Consider the following 16,474-nt stretch of genomic DNA (forward strand, 5'->3'; position numbering starts at 1 on the left):
CCGGCGCCAGGTGTCGTAACCCAAACTCACCCCGGAGCGCGCGTGCAGCAGGGTGCGGAAATCCGCGGGCTCGCGGCGGCGCACCTCCGCCGCCAGCGCGTCCTGGGTGCGGGCCAGCTTTTCTTCGAAGTGACGGGTCCAATCCACGGCCCGGGCCGGACGACGGCTGGCGCACTGCTCCACGATTTCCACTTCACCGAAGCGGCCGAGCACTTCCGGTTTGCGCTCCTCCCAGAACGCATACTCGAGCGCCAGCGGCACATAAGCGGCCGTGGCACCGCGTTCCGGCAGATGGCCAAGGCCCGCGCGGAATCGGGCCGGACGTTCGCGGGCGTCGGCAAACCGGCCTTGCGGCGTCAGCCACAAAATGGGGTCGGAGCGCTGCAACAACTCGTTTGCCACGCGCCAAAACTGCGCCGCGCCGCGGACGTGGTTTTGTTCAACGCCAAAAAAGCCGAGCCGCGCGAAGAAGCGGTATTGCGCCAGCGCCGTCGCATCGATTGGCGCAAAAGCGGGGCGGCCGGGAAAGCAGCGTTGCTGCAGCAGCAGGCACACGAGCGGATCCCACCACGACGCGTGATTCACATAAACGACCAGTGGCAGGCCGGGCACGTGCGGCGGCTCGCCCGCCACGGACAGGCGCACGGTATGAAAATGCCGGGCTACAAACCATCGGCTGTAAACCGCAAAGGCGCGCAACAACCAGGGCGAAACCCGCGGCAGGGTGGAAGTCGCCACTGAAGTTGGCTGCGCGCGCGGGGCGGCGGGTTTGCACGCCGGCAGCGGCAACGCGTCACGCGTTGCGGCCAGTGGAACCAGCCGTGCGGCGGCGGATGTTGACGGCGCGTTCACAACCATGCTCAAGCGGCCACGAGTTCGGCGGATTGCGGCGAGGTCTTGATTGTGCGCTGCGCACGCGGTGGCGGAACAAGGCCGTCCTGATGAAGCCGGTCGGCGGCAATCCAGCCGGACATCATCACCATCGGCATGCCAGGTCCGGGATGCGCCGAGCCGCCGGCCAGATACAGCCCCGGCACGTCGGGACTGTGGTTCGCCGGCTTGAATGCGCCCAGCAAACGTCCGTGGCTGGCCAGTCCATAAATCGCGCCATGCAACACGCGGTAGCGGTCGTTGATGTCCTGCGGCGTCAGCACGTCCTCGCACACAATGCGATTTTCGATGTCGGACATGCCGCCGGTCGTTTTGAGCTTGTCGAGAATGGTGCGGCGATAGGTGGGCAGCATCTGCCGCCAGTCGTGACCGGGCCGCAGATACGGCGTGTGGACGAGCACATAAAGCGCGTCGCCGCCGCGCGGTGCGACGCCGGGTTCCGTTTGGGCCGGCGCGGCCAGGTAGCAGGTCGGATCCGGCGCGGGCTCGCCACGATTGTAGATGAAGTCGAACTCCTCATGCGGATCACGGCTGAACACGAAGTTGTGATGCGCCAGGTGCTCGTAACGGCGGTTCAAACCCAGATAGAGCACCACGCCCGAACAGGCGGCCTCGTAGTTGCGCCGTTGGAAGAACGCGCTTTCGGCCGGTTCACCGTGCAGCAGTTCGCTGTGGGTGCGGACGACGTCGCTGTTCGCCACCACCGCCGCAAGCGGAACCGTCGCGCCGTTGTCGGTGACGACGCCCTGCACGCGGCCGTCCTGCGTCACAATCCGTTGGATGCCGGTGTTCAGGCGGAATTCGACGCCGAGTTCACGCGCCAGCCGGGCCAGCGCCAGTGGCACGGCGCGCGTGCCCCCCATCGGATACCACACGCCTTCGCCGGTTTGCATGTGCGCGATGCCGCACAGCACGGCGGGCGACGCAAACGGCGACGAGCCGACATATTGCGTGAAATGATCGAGCATCTGCGAGACGCGCGCGTCGGGCACAAATGAGCGGATGGCGCCGGCCACGGTGCGGTGCATGCGCATGGCCAGCACGTCACCGAGCGTCGCCGCCTTGAATGAATTTGACAGGTTGAACATGTCGCCCAAGCCGCCGACGGATTTGTAAAAAAAGAATTTGTTCGAAATGCGGTCGAGCCGCGCGCTCCATGCGAGGAAGCGCTGATAGCTATCCGCGGTGCCGCCGGCGGGCGCGAACGCGTCCAGTTCACGGCGCATGTGCGATTCATCCTGCCAGAGGTCCAGCACCGAGCCGTCGTTGAAGAAGCTGCGCCACTGCGGGTCCAGCCGCACGAGTTCGAGGTAATCCTCCAGCGGCCGGTCCGCCTCGGCAAAAATGCGCCGCAACACCGACGGCAGCGTCAAAATCGTCGGCCCCATGTCGAAGCGGAAACCCGCGCGCTCCAGCACCGCGGCCTTGCCGCCGAGCCAGGGATTCTTTTCGAAGACAATGACCTGGTGGCCGCGCGCGGCGAGCGTGCAGGCGGCGGCAAGGCCGCCCAGACCACTGCCAATGATGCCAATTTTGGGTTCGTTCATAATGTCTTCGGGTGCGTGTTGATTCCGGTTGCAGTTGAGTCGAACGGAGCGGCTGCGGGATTCGGCGGTTGCGGCGGCCGGGACCGTGCGGCGCGCCAGCGGTTCAGGCCGAGCCGGGCCAGCGCTTTCGCGGCGCGCCAGCGGACGGCAAGGCTGCGGCCGTGGGCGGCCAGCAGGTAATTTCGGAAGAGCGCGTCGTCATCGCCGTTCGGTGCGTCCAGGTGCGGCAAAAAGCGGGAACGGCGCACCGCCACGACCTTGGGGATGGTCATTTCAAGCAGGCCCTCCGCACCGCGGGTGACGCCGAAGCCGCTGCGTTGACGGCCGCCGAAGGGCACGCGCGGATCGGCGCTGGGCACAATGACGTCGTTGATGATGACGACGCCGGCGTTCACGCGTTCCGCGAGTTCGCGTGCAAGGAATTCATCACGGCTGAAAATCGTGGCGCCAAGGGCGTAAGGGCACTGGCGCGCCATCTCAATGGCTTCGTGATCGTCGTCCACCGTTACCAGCGACATGACCGGGGCAAACACGTCCTCGTGCAGCAGGCGCATCGACGTGGAGGCGCCGGCGACCACCAGGGGCGGCAGGCAATCGCCGGTGATCAGCAGCTGACCACTCAACAGGTGCGCGCCTTGGGCCAGCGCATCCGCCAGCACGCGGTGCAATTCGGGCTTCAACTTAAGCGGCGGGGCGGCTTCGGTCGTGCCGCGCAACGCGGTGGCCAGCCGGCCTTCGAGTTCGGTGGCCATGGAGCGGTGCACGAAGATGCGGCGCGGCGCGATGCAGGTGGCGCCGTTGTTGAGCCGCAGGCCGAAGCACAGGCAGCACACGGCCAGATCCAGGTCGGCGTCAGCGCGGATGAACACTGCGTCGCAGCCGGACAATTCCATCGTTGCCGGGACGAGCCGGGGAGCAAGTTCACCGAGCACAGCCGCGCCGCTGGGGGCCGAGCCGGTCAGGAACACTTTGGCCACGCCGCCTTCGTAGGCGCCCCGCGCGGCCTCCGGGGATTCCGGCAACACATGGATCAGGTGGTGGTCGAAACTTGCGTGGTGCAGCAGGTCGGCCAGCGCGTGCGCGGCGGCTGAGCCGCCTGCGCCGGGTTTGAGGAGCACGGCGTTGCCGGCCACGAGCGCCTGCAGCACCTGCACGCCGGGAATGAACAAGGGATAATTCGACGGCGCGATGATGAGCACCACGCCGCGGGGTTCGTGGCGGATTTCACTGCGCACGCCGTTCAACCACAGCGGCCGGCCGCGCCGTCCCAACACCCGGGGCGTAAGGACAGGTCCGGCACAACGCTCCAGAAAGCGGCAGGCGTCGGCCAGCGGAATCACTTCGGCGGTCAATGCTTCGGCGGGCGGCCGTTGCCGCGCCTGTGCCGACGCGCGGGCGAGGCGCGCAGCGTGTTCGGCGAGCAAACCACGGAACTGCCGCAACAACTCCACCCGCCGGCGCAGCGGCGTGCCCGCCCACGCGCGTTGCGCCATGGTGGCGGAACGCGCCGCGGACACACCGGTGGCCCGGGCGTCAATGCCTTCGGGCGTGGGCCGGCGGACGGACGTGGTGAGCGGTTCAGGCATAAGCAAATTCAACGGGCCGCGAGGGTGGTGGGCGGTTCGAGCGCGGGCAGGTGGGCCGCGCGCGGCGTCAGTTTGCGGGCGTCGTGCGGCACGCCCAGGTCTTCCAGCAACAGCCGCGCCGTGATGCGCGCCGATTCATAGATCACCGGCAGCCCACTGCCCGGATGCGTGCCGCCGCCGACCAGATAAACGGCATCGAGGTCTTCAAAGCGGTTGCGCGGGCGCAGATGCAGCAGTTGATCGAGGCTGTGCGCGAGATTGAACGTGGCGCCGCGGTGGATTTCATAGCTCGTGTCCCACTCGACGGGCGTGATGATGCGCTCGTAACGAACGCGGCCTGCGAGGTCGCCGTAGCCGGCCTTGGCCATCTGGCGGTAAAGCAATTCCCGAAACCGGCTGCGTTCGCTGGACCAGTCCACATTCGGGTGCTGGTGCGTGACGGGAGCCAGCACGTAAAGGGTGCTGTGGCCTTTGGGGGCCAGCGTCGGGTCGGTGGCGCAGGCGTTTTGCACGTAGAAGCTCGGATCCTCGCTCAGCACGTGCCGGTTCTCGATGTCATCGAGATTCTTCACGTAGTCGTCGGCGATGTGAATGGTGTGATGTGGCAGGTCGAAGGTGCCTTCGACGCCGAGATACATCATGAAGGTGGAGCAGGAGAATTTCTTCCTCGCAAGTTTGCGGTCCGTCCAGCGCCGCCGCAACCGGTCCGGCACCAGCCGGGTCATGGCGCGGGCGAAGTCGGCATTCACAATGACCGCATCGGCGCGGTGAATGCCCGTCGGCGTGCGCACGCCGACGGCTTTCCGGCCGGCGAAGAGCATCTCTTCGACCGGTTCATTCAGGCGGATCTCGACGCCGAGTTCCTCGCCCACGCGCGCCATGGCGCGGGACACCGCCCCGCAGCCGCCGCGGGGATGCCACACACCGTATTCGTATTCGAGAAAGCTCAGAATCGAAAACAGGCTCGGACAGCGGAACGGCGACATGCCGAGGTATTTGGACTGAAAACAAAAGGCGAGCCGCACGCGTTCATCACGGAAAAAGCGTTTCAGATAGGTGTCCACCGATTCGGTGGGGTGCAGTTTGGGCAGCAGTTTGAACAGGCGCAGGTTGATGACATCCTGCCAGCCGAGGAACGGCGTCTCGAGGCACGGTTCGAACAAGGCCAGCTTCGTGCGGTTCTCGGCGATGAACCGGCGGAAGCCCGCCGCATCGGCCGGCGCAATGCTCGCGATCTGCCGTTCCATTCGCACCGGATCGGCCGTCGCGTCAATCTTGCCGCCCGCGCCAAATTGAATCCGATATTGCGGATCGAGCCGGAGCAGTTCGACTTCGTCCCGCAAACGACGTCCTGCGGCGCCGAAGATTTCCTCCAGCACGCGGGGATAGAGAAAGAACGTCGGACCGAGATCGAACTTGTAGCCCTCGGCTTCCAGGGTGGACGTGCGGCCGCCGACGTGCGGCAGGCGTTCGAGCACGGTGACCTTCAACCCGGCCGAGGCGAGCAGCATGGCCGACGCGAGACCGCCGGGACCGGCGCCGATGATGATGACGTGTTTCGACATGGTTCAGGGTTTGTTGTGAACTTGACGCACGAGGGGGGTGAAGGTCGTTTCGACAAAGGCAATCAGCACGCGCCGCAACTGCGGCTGGCGCAGCTGGACGGGGACGGCCGGCGTTTCGGTAAATTGAACACGCAACGTCTTCTCGCCGGTGCGGTGCAGTGTCAGCGCCGGTTGTCCGGCTGCTTCGAAACATTCGGTGTAGGCGATCATAAGCTTCCTACGGGGATGGGTTGGATGATTGGCGCGCGCCCGTCCGCCCGCGCGGGCAAGTTTGTCTCCGGGTCACGCACCGCCGGGTGCGGCAGCCGGCACAGGGTGGGGGCGATTTTCTGATTTGAAGGCTCGGCCATGGCTCGATGATTGTTACTGTGTTGGTTTACTTGTCTCATGTTTGTCTATAGTTGTCAAATGTTTGTTTAATATTGTGGAAAGCGATTGCTTCAGGCTTATTTTTGGCATTATTTGTTTATTATCAGATCGTAACGACGATTTATTGTTCGCTATTGGAAACAAAAACTTGAATTCGTCTATTTTGTGTCTAACTTGCCGGCGTATGTCAGACCTGCGGCACGAAATCAAGGCGGTGGCCAAACGGACGGGCCTGAGTCCGCACGTAATTCGCGTGTGGGAGAAGCGCTATGGCGTGGTGAAGCCGGTCCGCACGGAAACGAACCGCCGGCTGTATTCGGACGCCGAGATCGAGCGGTTGGAGTTGTTGCATCAGGCCACGCGCCTCGGGCACAACATCAGTCAGGCGGCGAAGCTTTCGATGGAGAAATTGCGCGAGCTGGTCGCGACGCCGGCGAGCCCGCGGGTCGTGGGGCCGGAGGCGACGGAATCCGCCCAGGCCGATGCGAAGCTGGTCAATGAATGCCTCAGGGACGTTCGCGACCTCGATGCGCCGGCGCTGGACCGGGCGCTGGAGCGGGGGATGGTGCGCCTGGGGCACATGGGTTTTTTGAACCGCATTGCCGGTCCGCTGTGCCAGCGTGTGGGAGATTTGTGGCGCACGGGCGAATTGACGGCCGCGCACGAACACTTTTTGAGTGCAGCTCTGCGCACCTTTCTGGGCCAGAGCACCCGGCAATTCCCCCAGCCGGAATCCGCGCCGTGCCTCGTCGTCGCCACGCCCGCCGGTCAACTGCACGAGCTGGGCGCGGTCATGGTTGCCGCGGCGGCGTCCAATCTGGGCTGGCGGGTGACGTATCTGGGCACCAGTTTGCCGGCGGCGGAAATTGCCGGCGTGGCGACGCAGAACAAGGCGCGCGCCGTGGCGTTGAGCCTGGTGTATCCCGAGGACGATGCCGGGTTGGGCGAGGAACTGGCGAAGCTGCGCCGCTATCTGCCCGCAGACATCAAAATCATCGCCGGCGGCCGCGCGGCGGAGGCGTATCGCGACCCGTTAAGCCGCATTGGGGCGTTGCGCATCGCGGATTTGATCGGCCTGATGACCACGCTGGACGACCTGCGCAAACGCAACGGTCACGGCTGACCCCGTCCAAAGTGGGCGGCCGTGCTCAGAGCTTGGTTTTGATGCCGCAGGCTCGCATGACGCACCACCCGCGCAGCGCCTCAAACAACACAAACGCGGCGGACACGAGCAGGACCAGTCCGAGCCACCAGAGAAAGAACAGCGTGATCACCCCGGCGACGAGCAACATCAATCCGGAGATGCCGCGGGCGAGGCGGCCTTTGTTGTCAATATTACGGGCGAAAAAATTTGCCATGGCGAATCAATAGCACATTCCCGTTGCCTCGCAAATCCACCGCTTTCTGTATGCGCCTGTTTACCTTCACCACTGACCTTTGGCTGCCGCGCGCTCCTGGGGAGATTTTTCCGTTCTTCGGGGACGCTCGCAATCTCCAGGCCATCACGCCGGCGTGGCTGGATTTTCAAATCGTGACGCCCGGCTCCATCACCATGCAGGCGGGCACGTTGATTGATTACCGCCTGCGGGTGCATGGCGTGCCGCTGCGCTGGCGGACGCGCATCAATGTGTGGGAGCCGCCGCATCGTTTCGTGGACGAGCAATTGCGCGGGCCTTATCGCCAATGGCTCCATGAGCACACATTCGCGGAGCAGAACGGGGGCACGCTGGCCCGCGACGTCGTGCGTTACGCCGTGCCGGGCGGTGCGCTGGTGAACTGGCTGTTCGTGCGGCGCGACGTGGAACGCATTTTCATCCACCGCCAGGCAAAACTGCGGGAGCGTTTCGGCTGAAGGCTTGCGCGGCGCCTGCACAGGCGCGAGAGTGGCGGAATGAAAGAGTGGCTCAACGCGAATACGCTGTTTGCTTCGCTGATTTGGGGCTCGATTGGGTTTGGCTATTTCGTTTACGGCAAGAAGCAGGCCGCCATGATCCCGCTCATCGGCGGGATTGCAATGATGGCGGTCTCCTACATGATCGCCAACTGGCTGTGGATGTCGGCCGTCAGCATCGGCTTGATCGTCGGCGTGTGGCTGCTGGTGCGGCAGGGGTATTGAGCCGGGCGGTTGCGCCGCGCCGCGCCTGGTGGCCGTTCAGTTTGTCGCAGGCGGGCGCAGTCACGTCCGCCCGCGACCACCGAACCTTTTACGCGACCATGACGAGGGCGTCTTCTTCCTCGTGGGCGGGCCGATCGCGTTCCTCCATGCGTTGGCGCATCTTCTTCAACGCCTGTTCCTGAATCTGCCGGATACGCTCGCGGGTCACGCCAAAGCGCGCGCCGATCTCTTCCAGCGTCTTTTCTTCATCGCCATTCAGGCCGAACCGCAGCGCCAGAATCGCGCTTTCGCGCTCGGACAGCGTGCCGAGGATTTCGCGCACGAGGCTGGTGTCCACCTCCTGGGCCAGTTGATCGACCGGCGACGCCGCATTGGGATCGGCCACCAGTTCCGCGAAGCGGCTCGAATCATCGTCGCCCACAGGTGCGTCAAGCGACACCGGCGCCCGGGAAGCGTCGCGATACTGTCGCACCCGGCGTGCGTCCAGATCCACCGCGTGGGCGAGTTCTTCGTCCGTGGGTTCCCGGTCCAGTGTCTCGCGCAGCTTCATTTCGGCACGGCGCAAATCCGCCACGCGATCCACGACATGCACGGGCAGGCGGATGGTTTTGGACTGGTTGGCCAGCGCGCGTTTGACGCTTTGCTTGATCCACCACGACGCGTAGGTGGAGAGTTTGGCGCCCTTGCCGGGGTCAAACCGCTCCACGCCTTTCATCAGGCCGATGTTTCCCTCGTTGATGAGGTCCAGCAGCGGCACGCCGAGCCCTTCGTAATCACGGGCGATCTTCACGACCAGGCGCAGGTTGGCCTTGATCATCTGTTCGCGCGCCGCCGCGTCGCCCTTCTGAATGCGTTTGGCCAGGGCAATCTCCTCCTTGGGCGTCAGCAGCTTCACCTGTCCGATTTCCCGCAGGTAGAGCTGGAACGCATCGCCGCGCACCGATTCCGGCAAGGCCGGCACCGGTTCCAATTCGGCCGAGGCCGCGGGCGCGGCAGTGACCGTGGCGGCGGTCCGGACCAGCGGCTGGCCGCGGCGAGTCGCGACTGACCGGGCCCGCTTGTCTGTAGCCGTCCGGGTGGTTGACGATGATTTTTGCTTCAAGAGTCTTTTCATGAGTCAGGTTCGCTTTCCCGTGTTTCGGCAAGGTCCACGCGGGATTTGTTCAAACTTCCACCAGCACCTCCGTCTTCGGGAAGCGCACTTTCGCGGCGGTGGCGTATTTGTCCGTCGCCGCCCGGTAGCCGGCCGGTGATTCTTCGAGCGCTGCCCAATGGGCCGCGCTGATTTTCTTCTGCGGGTCGAATTGTTTGGTGGCGTAACGCCGCTTCAACTGCGTGAGCAGGGTGTTCGGACTGATGGTTGTCATGGCGGCAATGTTCCTTTCAAAGAGGGTGCGTCATTCGTTTTGGCGGTGAAACATCAGGCGGGCGCCAACAGTCCCTCCAGCCGGTCCACAATCGCGCGCTTGCCGGTGACGCCGACACTTTGATGCCGGACCTCGCCGCCCGCGAAATAGAGCAGGGTGGGGATGGATTGAATACCGAACCGGCCGGCCAGGCCGGGGTTCTCATCGACGTTCACCTTCGCCACCTTGGCGCGTCCGGCCAGTTCGGCCGCCACCTCGTCGAGGACGGGGGCGAGCATCTTGCACGGTCCGCACCACGCGGCCCAGAAGTCCACCAGCACCGGCTCGGCGGACTGCAACACTTCGGTTTCAAAGTTTGTCTCGTTGACTTCAATGGTCGGTTTCATGACGCAATTTCGGTTTGTTCTGGTTTGTGATGGCCCGGCGCGGCGAATTCACGCTGCGTGGGCGGAAAGAGTTTGCCCGGCTTGAATCCGTTGCTGGCGCGCCCGCCAGACGGTGAGGTTGCGAACTTTCTCGCCGGCCAGTTCGGGAAATACGAGTTGCGGATAACCGGTCAACCACGCCTCGGCTTCGGCCTCGTTCAAGGCGAGCCGCACGAGCCGTTCCTGTGCCGTGCGTGTCGCACGCGCCTCGTCCAGGATGGCCTCCTTCACCCGGCGCAACTGCGCGAGCAACTTGTGGCATGCACCCAGGCACGTCGCGGTCCAGGTGGTCCGCGGGTGGAAATTCGATCGGCCGGTTTCGATGGACTGTTCGTTCATACGCATTTGTCTTCTCCCCTATATGTAATCAAAATTGTTACACTATCGCACAAAAAAAGAGGCTGTCACCTGACTTTTTTTGCATTGCAGACGCCGGAGGCTTTGACCGTTTCAATCAGGCCCGCCAGCGTCGTTCGGGCCAGGTCTTCTTCCAGCGCGCGCTGGGCGGATGCGAACACCTTGTCCAGCGCGGCGCGGATGCAATGGCCCACCGGACAGGCTTCGTTGGGTTTTTTGGCCGGCGTGGCAAACGATTCGGAATCTTCAACGGCCCGGTAAATCTCGGCCAGATTGATGCGGGCGGGCGAACGGCTCAGCCGTGAGCCGGAGCCTGCCCCTTTGCCGGTTTCAACCAGCCGGGCCCGCTGCAGGTCGAGCAGCAGCCGCCGGATGATGACCGGATTTGTGTTCACGCTGCCGGCCAGCATGGCCGACGTGACGCGATCCCCTTCCTTGTAGGCCAGGACGGTCATCACGTGCACGGCAACGGCAAAGCGACAGCTTGTTCTCATACCAACAAACGATAAGTAACAATATGGGTTACAATTGTCAAATAATGTTTTGGTTCTTTCGCAATTATGCCGCTGGCAGCGTGTTGCCCAATCGTCACCGCGAGTTCACGCGCCTGACGTTGCGGCGCCGGCAAATGGGCGCATTGTGGCCGCCGCCATGAGCAAGCGCATACTGATTGTTGATGACGAGGCGGATTTCCGGGAACTGCTCCGGTATCACCTGGCCGGGCCGGGTTGTGATGTGATGGTGGCTGGCAACTTTGCCGCCGCCATGGTGGCGGCCCAATCCCGGCCGGATTTGATCCTGCTGGATCTCATGTTGCCGGACGTGGACGGATTGTCGCTGTGCGAGGCGTTGAAGACGCAGCCTGCCCTGGTGGACGTCCCCGTCTGGGTCATCAGCGCGGCGCATTCGCAGCCGATGCGGGAAATTGCCCGGGCCGCGGGCGTCGAGGAGTTTTTCAGCAAACCGATTGATTTGACTGCGCTCAAGGCGCGGTTTCAACAATGGCTGAATCCCGAAGCCCAAGTGGTCGCGGCGGACGATCGTGATTGAAGGGTGCCACGATTTCAGGGGCGCGGCGGAACCGTATTGGTTTCAGCCAGCAAACGCCTGGCTTCGCCGATTACTGTATCCCATTGAAACGCGGGACCGGGATCGATTTTGTTCGTGGTGAGATGGTAATGGCCCAGCACGCCGTGGAAGTTGGCGAGCGCGTCGTCCGGCAGTTTTTGCAGCGGCACCTGCCCGTGTTCATCCCGCGGGCAGTCGCACTGAATCTGGGGCAATACCCGGCACAGCGTGGCAACCAGGTGGGATAACGCTTGGTATTGCTCGGGAGTAAAATCGTATTGCATGAGCAGCCGGCCCTGGACCTCATTCGTGACCGCGTCCGCGCGCGCGGGCCGGGGCGTGAAATTCGCCGTGCGCAGTCCGCCATCGCCAAAGCGGGCGGGCAGGGTGACTCGGACCTGGCCGTCGGGATCACGCGCATACCATTGGTCCAGCGGACCGGATGCGTCGGGCGGATACGCGCCGATGTTGGCAATTTCGATGCCGATGGAGCGGTCGTTCGCGCCGCCGGCATGCCGCGCGCGCTCCTTCACATCGAGCGTCTGGTAAATCGTTCCGTCCAGATCCACCATGAAGTGAACGCTCAAATCGCGCACGTCATGCAGCACCTTGAAGCACTGGCGGCTTGTGCCCGCGACGTCGTAATGCATCACAATCTGATCAATGCAGCGTTGCAGGGTTGGCAAATCCCAGCCACCGCCGCGCACGCGTTCACGCTCTTCGGGCGTCAGGGGGCCGCCGCGTTGGTCGTAACGGTTGGGCGAGTCAAAGCCGGCGCCGGCCTCCTGCGTGGCCTGCCAGGATGCTTCATCGGGCGGACTGAAACGGCGCTCGACGCGGTAGGCATCGTAACCGCCCGGATCCAGCCACAGCACGACGGGTGAGCCGGTGTGGACAAACTCGCCGGCCACGACGATTTCATCGCCCGTTCGGGGAGCGATGGTGCCGGGCACGGGCACATTGGCTGGCGGAGGCGTGATTGCGGGCGCGGCTTCAATTTGCAGCACCCGTGCGGGCGCGGGCGAGATTGCCAACGGCCCGGCAATTTCGTTGGTGAGGCCATTCTCCGTCGCGTTTTGCGCGGCCGATTGCGAGGCGTTGTGAGTGCGGCAGCCCGCCGAAATCAACCACAGGCCAAGCAGGGGAATCAACGTCTTGATGTGCATGTGCGATAAACGAGGAACAACTCATCGCCGACGCGCCGGGCCGACTCAAGCTGCAAACGCGCCGCGCGGGCAAGGCGGGCAACGCCAAGGCCGTCTGCAATCGTGGGGGCGTGTCGCCCGCCGATGACGCGGGGGCACACCGTGAGATGCAGTTCATCCACCAGCCCCGCGCGGAAGAGCGCGTCGTTCAGTTCACCGCCGCCTTCGCACAGGAGGCGTTTGACACCGTGTTGTTCGCGCAGCCAGCACAAGGCGGCGCGCAGGTTGAGTTCCGTGCGGCCGAAAACCTTCACTGCGTCGGCCACGGCGCGCAGTTGTTGCCGGCGGCGGGCGCCCGCGCGGGCCGTGGTCAGCACGATGATGGGTGAAAATCGTTTGGTGAACAGATGCGCCTGCGGGTTCAACGAGCCGGAGCCGGTGACAACGACGCGCAGGTTGTATTCAGCGAGCCCGCGGCGCCGGCGGAGCCGGCGAAACTTCGCGCCGCCCGGCCCGAGGCTGATGCGGTTGAGATCCACGGTGCGCGCGCCGCACATCACGGCGTCGGCGGTGGCGCGCAGTTCATGGAGATGCGCCTGGTCGCGCGCGCTGCTGAACGAGGAAACCACGCGATTGGTCGTGGCGATCTTGCCGTCCGCCGTCATGGACATGTTTACCAAAACGAACGGACGGCATGCCGGGCCGGCGCCGCGCCGCGCCGCGCCGTTGCTTGGTGCGCGTTTCGTTTTCATTGAATGAACATGGCGTCTCCGTAGCTGAAGAACCGGTAGCGCTCGCGCACCGCTTCGGCGTAGGTGCGCAGTATGAGTTCACGGCCGCGCAATTCACCGGGCGCCGCGAACGCGCTGACCAGCATCAGCAGCGTGGAGCGTGGCAGGTGAAAGTTCGTCAGCAGTGCGTCCACCAGCGCAAACGGGCGCGGCGGATGGATGAAGATGCGGGTGCGGCCGGCGCCCGCCACCAGCCGGCCGTGATGCTGTTCGGCGACGCTTTCCAGCACGCGCACGCAGGTCGTGCCCACGGCGATGACGCGCCGGCCTTCGCTTTTGGCGTTGTTCACCAGTGCGGCGGTGGCTTCACTCACAACGAATCTCTCTTCATGCATGATGTGTTCTGCAATCGCTTCCGCCTTCACGGGCGCGAAGGTTCCGAGCCCAACGTGCAAGGTGACGAAACCGATATGGATGCCGCGGGCACGGAGTTCATCCAGCAACTGCGGTGTGAAATGCAAGCCGGCGGTGGGTGCCGCCACGGAGCCGGGCAGTTGCGCAAAAACAGTCTGGTAGCGTTCCCGATCGGCTGCGCTCGTGGCGCCCGCGACGCGCGCGATGTAGGGCGGCAGGGGCATTTCGCCCAGTTCATCAAGCTGGTCCAGGATGTTCCGCGCCCCGGCAAAGCGCAGCCGCCGATGTCCCTCCGGGTTGATCGCCACCACGTCCGCGACGATCTCGGTCGGCGTGCCGGTGTGATCGCAAATGTGCATCCGCGTGCCCGGGCGAGCCCGTTTGCCGGGCCGCAACATAACCCACCAGTCGTTGGTTGCGTTTTCCTCCAGCAGGAGAATTTCAAATTTGCCGCCGGTGCGGGCGTTTGTGCCGCGTAGGCGGGCCGGGATGACGCGTGAGTCGTTCAGAATCAGTGTGTCGCCCGGGTGTAGAAAATTAACCAGATCGGGGAACCGGTGGTGACTGACTTGGTTGGTTGGTCGGTCCAGAACCAACAACCGGGACCCATCCCGGTGCTCCGCCGGCGCTTGGGCGATGAGCTCCGGCGGCAGTTCAAAGTGAAAGTCAGCAGTCCGCATGGGCCGTAACGTTATCGATTTTTGACTTTCCGTCACGCAGAAGGCGATTTCCCGCAATTTTTAGACGAATTCTTGGGTTTTTCGACTGGACTGACGGTCGTCCACCCTCGGTTGTCCACCTGACTGGCCAAAAATGTGAATAACATCTGGATAAAACCATCCGATTGCCGTTGACAGGGAGTGGGTTGAAGTGGTTAAAAATGGGGCGCGGTGGGGTAAAATGGGGTATTTGGAAAGCGGTGTGAATAAATCATGGAAGTGAACGGACAACTGGGCCGCACGTATTACAACTCGATCTATCGCCACGGCGTGGACGAGAAGCGGCGCGTTCAGATTCCGGCCATGTGGCGTCCCGCCAACGGCGGAATCGAGTTCACAGTGATTTTGTGGCCGCAATCGAATGAGGGTCCGTGTTTGCGAGTGTTGCCGCCGGATCAGATGTCGGAATTGATGCGCGATATCGACGGCATGCCCAATGGTGATCCGAAAAAGACGGTGCTCAAGCGCGTCATCGGTGGCGCCTCGGTGCAGGTGGCGGTGGACAAGGGCGGGCGCATTTGCATTCCCGATGAAATGGCGCGGGGCGCGGGGCTCAAAGATGAAGCTGTGCTCGTCGGTTTGCTGGACCGCTTTGAGATTTGGAATCCGGAACGATTCGAACGGGTGAAGGCTGCGGATGCAGTCCTGGCCCAAGAGGCATTCAAACTGATGGAATAACCATGAGCTTGGGAAAATTACTCGCCACCGGGCGCAGCCTGGTCAGCGGACCCGACGCGGGACGCTATCAGGTGGACAGTCGCAATCGATTGCCAAAATTCGGATCGGCAAAGAATCCCTTTGCCTCCACCACGCCGGCAATGCCGACGTCCGCGGAGTCGCGTCCGGCTGAGGCGTGCGAGCCGGAATTGAAACTGGAATCGGCAACTCCACTGCCGGCGCCGCAATCAGCGCCGCCTGTTGAAGCCGCCGCGGGGGCCGCAACAGTCTTGAAGAAGACGCAGCGGATTCCTGAACTTGCGGGTCTGTCGCAACGCTCGTTCGCGGCGCCGGGGGCGCGTGCAAAGTCCGCCCTGCGGTCACTGGGCGCGCGGGTGCGGGCGGTGACTGCGAAAATTTTGACGCGCGGCCGGGGCTGGCTGGGCCGGTTGCGGACGCCGCGTCCGGCAACCGCCTCCAAGTCCGTGTTTCCGCGCCTGGGCAAGCCGGCGGTGCAAACCGAGTTGTCCTTGGACAACGTCAAGGTGATGCGAAACAACCTGGAAGAATCCGATTTGGAAATTGTGACCGCGCCGACGGCCACCTGCACGCAGGTGGCACCCACGGAGCCCGTGGCCGCACCCAACCGGGGCCCGGTGCCGACCGCTTTGAAGAAGATGACCGGCCATATGGTGAGCGCGAAATCCGCGGACTGAGAGGAGCCGATGCACGGTGCCCGACTTCGCCCACAAGCCAGTGATGATGGCGGAGGTGCTGGCCGCATTGAAGCCGGAGCCGGGCGGGGTTTACGCCGACGGAACACTCGGTGGGGCTGGACACGCGGCCGCCATTTTGGCGGCGAGTTCGCCGGCTGGGCGATTGTTCGGGTGCGATCGCGATGGCGTCGCGATTGAGGCCGCGCGGCAGCGGCTGGCGGAGTATGCCGGCCGGTTTGAGCTCCGGCAGGGCAACTACGCGGAACTCGCGGACTGGGTGGCGGCTGGCAGTTGCGACGGCGTGTTGCTGGATCTGGGCGTGAGCTCGCCGCAACTGGACGTCGCGGAGCGCGGATTCAGTTTTCAGCAGGACGGGCCGTTGGACATGCGCATGGACCGTTCGCAGGGCCGGACGGCGGCGGACCTGGTGAACAGCGCGGGCGCCGAGGAACTGGCGCGGATTTTCTGGCAATACGGTGATGAACATCAATCGCGGCGGTTTGCGCGGGCGATTGAACAGGACCGGCGGGTCCGGCGCTTTGCGACGACGCGCCAGCTGGCGGGGTTGATTGAGCGGCTGAGCCCGCGGGCGGGTCGCAAGGCGCATCCGGCCACGAAAGTTTTTCAAGCCCTGCGCATCGCGGTGAACGACGAGGTCGGCTCCTTGGAACGGGGACTGGTGGCGGCATTGAAGATTTTGAAGCCGGGCGGCCGGCTGGCGGTCATCACGTTTCATTCGTTGGAGGACCGCATCGTGAAGGAATTTGGCCGGGACCGGGCGCGCGACTACGAGTTCGACGG

21 protein-coding genes are annotated in these 16,474 nt (G+C 64.0%); 7 read left to right on the forward strand and 14 right to left on the reverse strand.

Annotated features, from left to right (window positions below; all coding sequences use genetic code 11):
- The 5 genes from VFV96_10245 to VFV96_10265 all read right to left on the reverse strand — a co-directional run.
- A partial coding sequence (locus VFV96_10245) for a lysophospholipid acyltransferase family protein (protein HEU5070774.1) occupies positions 1-852 on the reverse strand: 852 nt, incomplete at its 3' end.
- A gap of 8 nt (positions 853-860) precedes the next feature.
- Complete coding sequence (crtI, locus tag VFV96_10250) at positions 861-2,438, reverse strand: phytoene desaturase family protein (protein HEU5070775.1); 1,578 nt, start codon at positions 2,436-2,438, stop codon at positions 861-863.
- Complete coding sequence (locus VFV96_10255) at positions 2,435-4,024, reverse strand: aldehyde dehydrogenase family protein (protein HEU5070776.1); 1,590 nt, start codon at positions 4,022-4,024, stop codon at positions 2,435-2,437. Before VFV96_10255 ends, crtI (VFV96_10250) begins: the two co-directional genes overlap by 4 nt.
- 8 nt (positions 4,025-4,032) lie before the next feature.
- Complete coding sequence (crtI, locus tag VFV96_10260; GenBank protein HEU5070777.1) at positions 4,033-5,589, reverse strand: phytoene desaturase family protein; 1,557 nt, start codon at positions 5,587-5,589, stop codon at positions 4,033-4,035.
- Positions 5,590-5,592: 3 nt separating this feature from the next.
- Positions 5,593-5,799 (reverse strand): hypothetical protein, encoded by a 207-nt coding sequence (locus tag VFV96_10265; GenBank protein HEU5070778.1) that lies wholly within the window; start codon positions 5,797-5,799, stop codon positions 5,593-5,595.
- A gap of 343 nt (positions 5,800-6,142) precedes the next feature.
- On the opposite strand from VFV96_10265, the gene VFV96_10270 reads away from it, so the two are divergent.
- Positions 6,143-7,081, forward strand: a complete 939-nt coding sequence (locus tag VFV96_10270) for a MerR family transcriptional regulator (GenBank protein ID HEU5070779.1) — start codon at positions 6,143-6,145, stop codon at positions 7,079-7,081.
- A gap of 25 nt (positions 7,082-7,106) precedes the next feature.
- Here the strand turns inward: VFV96_10270 and VFV96_10275 are convergent, their stop codons facing one another.
- Entirely contained in the window at positions 7,107-7,316 is a 210-nt protein-coding gene (locus tag VFV96_10275) for a YgaP-like transmembrane domain (protein HEU5070780.1), read from the reverse strand.
- 50 nt (positions 7,317-7,366) lie between these two features.
- Between VFV96_10275 and VFV96_10280 the strand changes: the two genes are divergently transcribed.
- Together VFV96_10280 and VFV96_10285 are read left to right on the forward strand one after the other, a co-directional pair.
- Positions 7,367-7,810 carry an SRPBCC family protein gene (locus VFV96_10280; protein HEU5070781.1) on the forward strand — a complete coding sequence of 148 codons (444 nt, stop codon included), beginning with the start codon at positions 7,367-7,369 and terminating at the stop codon, positions 7,808-7,810.
- 39 nt (positions 7,811-7,849) lie between these two features.
- Positions 7,850-8,074: a hypothetical protein gene (locus VFV96_10285; GenBank protein HEU5070782.1), complete on the forward strand. Its 225-nt coding sequence runs from the start codon at positions 7,850-7,852 to the stop codon at positions 8,072-8,074.
- An 88-nt stretch (positions 8,075-8,162) separates the two neighbouring features.
- Here VFV96_10285 and VFV96_10290 read toward each other — a convergent pair whose 3' ends face one another.
- The 5 genes from VFV96_10290 to VFV96_10310 all read right to left on the reverse strand — a co-directional run bounded on the left by VFV96_10290 (position 8,163) and on the right by VFV96_10310 (position 10,717).
- Positions 8,163-9,188 carry a sigma-70 family RNA polymerase sigma factor gene (locus tag VFV96_10290; GenBank protein ID HEU5070783.1) on the reverse strand — a complete coding sequence of 342 codons (1,026 nt, stop codon included), beginning with the start codon at positions 9,186-9,188 and terminating at the stop codon, positions 8,163-8,165.
- A gap of 49 nt (positions 9,189-9,237) precedes the next feature.
- Positions 9,238-9,441 carry a hypothetical protein gene (locus tag VFV96_10295; GenBank protein ID HEU5070784.1) on the reverse strand — a complete coding sequence of 68 codons (204 nt, stop codon included), beginning with the start codon at positions 9,439-9,441 and terminating at the stop codon, positions 9,238-9,240.
- Between the two features lie 53 nt (positions 9,442-9,494).
- Positions 9,495-9,827: a thioredoxin gene (gene trxA, locus VFV96_10300; GenBank protein ID HEU5070785.1), complete on the reverse strand. Its 333-nt coding sequence runs from the start codon at positions 9,825-9,827 to the stop codon at positions 9,495-9,497.
- A 48-nt stretch (positions 9,828-9,875) separates the two neighbouring features.
- The gene (locus VFV96_10305) at positions 9,876-10,205 is read right to left on the reverse strand and encodes a hypothetical protein (GenBank protein ID HEU5070786.1); all 330 of its coding nucleotides are present in this window, start codon (positions 10,203-10,205) and stop codon (positions 9,876-9,878) included.
- A gap of 65 nt (positions 10,206-10,270) precedes the next feature.
- The gene (locus tag VFV96_10310) at positions 10,271-10,717 is read right to left on the reverse strand and encodes an Rrf2 family transcriptional regulator (GenBank protein ID HEU5070787.1); all 447 of its coding nucleotides are present in this window, start codon (positions 10,715-10,717) and stop codon (positions 10,271-10,273) included.
- A gap of 157 nt (positions 10,718-10,874) precedes the next feature.
- On the opposite strand from VFV96_10310, the gene VFV96_10315 reads away from it, so the two are divergent.
- Positions 10,875-11,273, forward strand: a complete 399-nt coding sequence (locus VFV96_10315) for a response regulator transcription factor (protein HEU5070788.1) — start codon at positions 10,875-10,877, stop codon at positions 11,271-11,273.
- 14 nt (positions 11,274-11,287) lie between these two features.
- On the opposite strand, the gene VFV96_10320 is transcribed toward VFV96_10315, so the two are convergent.
- The 3 genes from VFV96_10320 to queA are packed head-to-tail and all read right to left on the reverse strand — an operon-like array spanning position 11,288 to position 14,261.
- Positions 11,288-12,457 carry a peptidoglycan recognition family protein gene (locus tag VFV96_10320; GenBank protein HEU5070789.1) on the reverse strand — a complete coding sequence of 390 codons (1,170 nt, stop codon included), beginning with the start codon at positions 12,455-12,457 and terminating at the stop codon, positions 11,288-11,290.
- Positions 12,439-13,188 carry a dihydrofolate reductase family protein gene (locus tag VFV96_10325; GenBank protein HEU5070790.1) on the reverse strand — a complete coding sequence of 250 codons (750 nt, stop codon included), beginning with the start codon at positions 13,186-13,188 and terminating at the stop codon, positions 12,439-12,441. Before VFV96_10325 ends, VFV96_10320 begins: the two co-directional genes overlap by 19 nt.
- Complete coding sequence (gene queA, locus VFV96_10330; protein ID HEU5070791.1) at positions 13,185-14,261, reverse strand: tRNA preQ1(34) S-adenosylmethionine ribosyltransferase-isomerase QueA; 1,077 nt, start codon at positions 14,259-14,261, stop codon at positions 13,185-13,187. The genes VFV96_10325 and queA overlap by 4 nt, the downstream gene beginning before the upstream one ends.
- Positions 14,262-14,513: 252 nt before the next feature.
- Here queA and VFV96_10335 point away from each other — a divergent pair, with 252 nt between their 5' ends.
- From VFV96_10335 to rsmH, 3 genes are all read left to right on the forward strand, one after another.
- Positions 14,514-14,978, forward strand: a complete 465-nt coding sequence (locus VFV96_10335; protein ID HEU5070792.1) for a division/cell wall cluster transcriptional repressor MraZ — start codon at positions 14,514-14,516, stop codon at positions 14,976-14,978.
- Positions 14,979-14,980: 2 nt separating this feature from the next.
- On the forward strand, positions 14,981-15,673 hold the full coding sequence (locus tag VFV96_10340; protein HEU5070793.1) for a hypothetical protein: 693 nt from the start codon (positions 14,981-14,983) through the stop codon (positions 15,671-15,673).
- Between the two features lie 16 nt (positions 15,674-15,689).
- A partial coding sequence (rsmH, locus tag VFV96_10345) for a 16S rRNA (cytosine(1402)-N(4))-methyltransferase RsmH (protein ID HEU5070794.1) occupies positions 15,690-16,474 on the forward strand: 785 nt, incomplete at its 3' end.

The organism is Verrucomicrobiia bacterium (assembly GCA_035765895.1).
Taxonomy (GTDB): Bacteria; Verrucomicrobiota; Verrucomicrobiia; order Limisphaerales; family DSYF01; genus DSYF01.

Excerpts from the sequence above, each read along its gene's own strand:
- VFV96_10285 (HEU5070782.1), top strand. The coding sequence starts at position 7,850 with ATGAAAGAGTGGCTCAACGCGAATACGCTGTTTGCTTCGCTGATTTGG.
- VFV96_10310 (HEU5070787.1), bottom strand. The coding sequence starts at position 10,717 with ATGAGAACAAGCTGTCGCTTTGCCGTTGCCGTGCACGTGATGACCGTC.
- VFV96_10290 (HEU5070783.1), bottom strand. The coding sequence starts at position 9,188 with ATGAAAAGACTCTTGAAGCAAAAATCATCGTCAACCACCCGGACGGCT.
- VFV96_10275 (HEU5070780.1), bottom strand. The coding sequence starts at position 7,316 with ATGGCAAATTTTTTCGCCCGTAATATTGACAACAAAGGCCGCCTCGCC.
- VFV96_10295 (HEU5070784.1), bottom strand. The coding sequence starts at position 9,441 with ATGACAACCATCAGTCCGAACACCCTGCTCACGCAGTTGAAGCGGCGT.
- VFV96_10325 (HEU5070790.1), bottom strand. The coding sequence starts at position 13,188 with ATGAAAACGAAACGCGCACCAAGCAACGGCGCGGCGCGGCGCGGCGCC.
- VFV96_10265 (HEU5070778.1), bottom strand. The coding sequence starts at position 5,799 with ATGATCGCCTACACCGAATGTTTCGAAGCAGCCGGACAACCGGCGCTG.
- VFV96_10335 (HEU5070792.1), top strand. The coding sequence starts at position 14,514 with ATGGAAGTGAACGGACAACTGGGCCGCACGTATTACAACTCGATCTAT.
- queA (HEU5070791.1), bottom strand. The coding sequence starts at position 14,261 with ATGCGGACTGCTGACTTTCACTTTGAACTGCCGCCGGAGCTCATCGCC.
- VFV96_10280 (HEU5070781.1), top strand. The coding sequence starts at position 7,367 with ATGCGCCTGTTTACCTTCACCACTGACCTTTGGCTGCCGCGCGCTCCT.
- trxA (HEU5070785.1), bottom strand. The coding sequence starts at position 9,827 with ATGAAACCGACCATTGAAGTCAACGAGACAAACTTTGAAACCGAAGTG.
- VFV96_10315 (HEU5070788.1), top strand. The coding sequence starts at position 10,875 with ATGAGCAAGCGCATACTGATTGTTGATGACGAGGCGGATTTCCGGGAA.
- crtI (HEU5070777.1), bottom strand. The coding sequence starts at position 5,589 with ATGTCGAAACACGTCATCATCATCGGCGCCGGTCCCGGCGGTCTCGCG.
- VFV96_10320 (HEU5070789.1), bottom strand. The coding sequence starts at position 12,457 with ATGCACATCAAGACGTTGATTCCCCTGCTTGGCCTGTGGTTGATTTCG.
- VFV96_10305 (HEU5070786.1), bottom strand. The coding sequence starts at position 10,205 with ATGAACGAACAGTCCATCGAAACCGGCCGATCGAATTTCCACCCGCGG.
- crtI (HEU5070775.1), bottom strand. The coding sequence starts at position 2,438 with ATGAACGAACCCAAAATTGGCATCATTGGCAGTGGTCTGGGCGGCCTT.
- VFV96_10270 (HEU5070779.1), top strand. The coding sequence starts at position 6,143 with ATGTCAGACCTGCGGCACGAAATCAAGGCGGTGGCCAAACGGACGGGC.
- VFV96_10255 (HEU5070776.1), bottom strand. The coding sequence starts at position 4,024 with ATGCCTGAACCGCTCACCACGTCCGTCCGCCGGCCCACGCCCGAAGGC.
- VFV96_10340 (HEU5070793.1), top strand. The coding sequence starts at position 14,981 with ATGAGCTTGGGAAAATTACTCGCCACCGGGCGCAGCCTGGTCAGCGGA.